This window comes from Vibrio sp. 1557 (genome assembly GCF_033340175.1).
In the GTDB taxonomy this organism is placed as follows: Bacteria; Pseudomonadota; Gammaproteobacteria; order Enterobacterales; family Vibrionaceae; genus Vibrio; species Vibrio alginolyticus.
Genome location: NZ_JAWOVZ010000161.1, coordinates 1 through 1284 on the forward strand (window position 1 = coordinate 1; position 1284 = coordinate 1284).

The 1284-nt window shown below is 44.2% G+C and carries 2 protein-coding genes; both read left to right on the forward strand.

Features of this window, described 5'->3' with window-relative positions:
• On the forward strand, window positions 1–696 hold a 696-nt coding region (locus tag R7070_RS25505; RefSeq protein WP_318141426.1), incomplete at its 5' end, for an IS4 family transposase.
• Window positions 693–1145: a restriction endonuclease gene (locus tag R7070_RS25510; protein ID WP_318058666.1), complete on the forward strand. Its 453-nt coding sequence runs from the start codon at window positions 693–695 to the stop codon at window positions 1143–1145. The genes R7070_RS25505 and R7070_RS25510, both read left to right, overlap by 4 nt.
• Window positions 1146–1284: the final 139 nt, after the last annotated feature.

Sequence of the window (1284 nt, forward strand, 5' to 3'; positions counted from 1 at the left end):
GTTGAGAAGCTGGGTTGGTACTGGTTAAGTCGAGTAAGAGGAAAAGTACAATATGCAGACCTAGGAGCGGAAAACTGTCAACCTATCAGCAACTTACACGACATGTCACCAAGTCACTCAAAGACTTTAGGCGATAAGAGGCTGACCAAAAGCAATCCAATCTCATGCCAAATTCTATTGTATAAATCTCGCCCTAAAGGCCGAAAAAATCAGCGCTCGACACGGACTCATTGTCATCACCCGTCACCTAAAATCTACTCAGCGTCGGCAAAAGAGCCATGGGTTCTAGCAACTAACTTACCTGTTGAAATTCGAACACCTAAACAACTTGTTAATATCTATTCGAAGCGAATGCAGATTGAAGAGACCTTCCGAGATTTGAAAAGTCCTGCCTACGGACTAGGCCTACGCCATAGCCGAACGAGCAGCTCAGAGCGTTTTGATATCATGCTGCTAATCGCCCTGATGCTTCAACTAACATGTTGGCTTGCGGGCGTTCATGCTCAGAAACAAGGTTGGGACAAGCACTTCCAGGCTAACACAGTCAGAAATCGAAACGCACTCTCAACAGTTCGCTTAGGCATGGAAGTTTTGCGGCATTCTGGCTACACAATAACAAGGGAAGACTTACTCGTGGCTGCAACCCTGCCTGCTCAAAATCTATTCAAACATGGTTACGCTTTGGGGAAATTATGAGGGGATCTCTCAGGGCTATGCTTTGGCGTGAAAAACTGCATCATGTGCTAATTGAAGAAATGAGCCCGGATGCGTTTGAGCGACTAACACAGAGATTATTGAGAGAATCAGGTTTTATCCATGTTGAAGTGACTGGCCGCACGGGTGATGGTGGTATCGATGGCAAAGGAATTGCCCGAATCAACGGTTTGATGAGCTTTCATATCGCTTTTCAGTGTAAAAAGTACAAAGGTTCCGTTGGGGCTCCCGAGATCCGTGATTTTAGGGGTGCAACCGTTGGTAGAGCTGATCGTGGGATGTTTATCACTACAGGTAACTTTACAAAAGCTTCGATTGACTTGGTCGATGGTGATCAGTTAGCCGATAAGCTTAAGGAACTTAGTTTAGGCGTTAAAACAGAGTTAGTTGAAAAAGTAACTGTTGATCCTAGCTGGTTTTTAGGTCTTTAACAGTTAATAAGCACCAAGAGAATTCCCAAATGCATTGTCTATACCCATTCAACTTGAAGATGCAGGTTTCAATATCTGAAAGTTATCCGTAATTCTGGATGACAATGAGCCTGCAACTTCTGGTAGCGTTACATCGAAA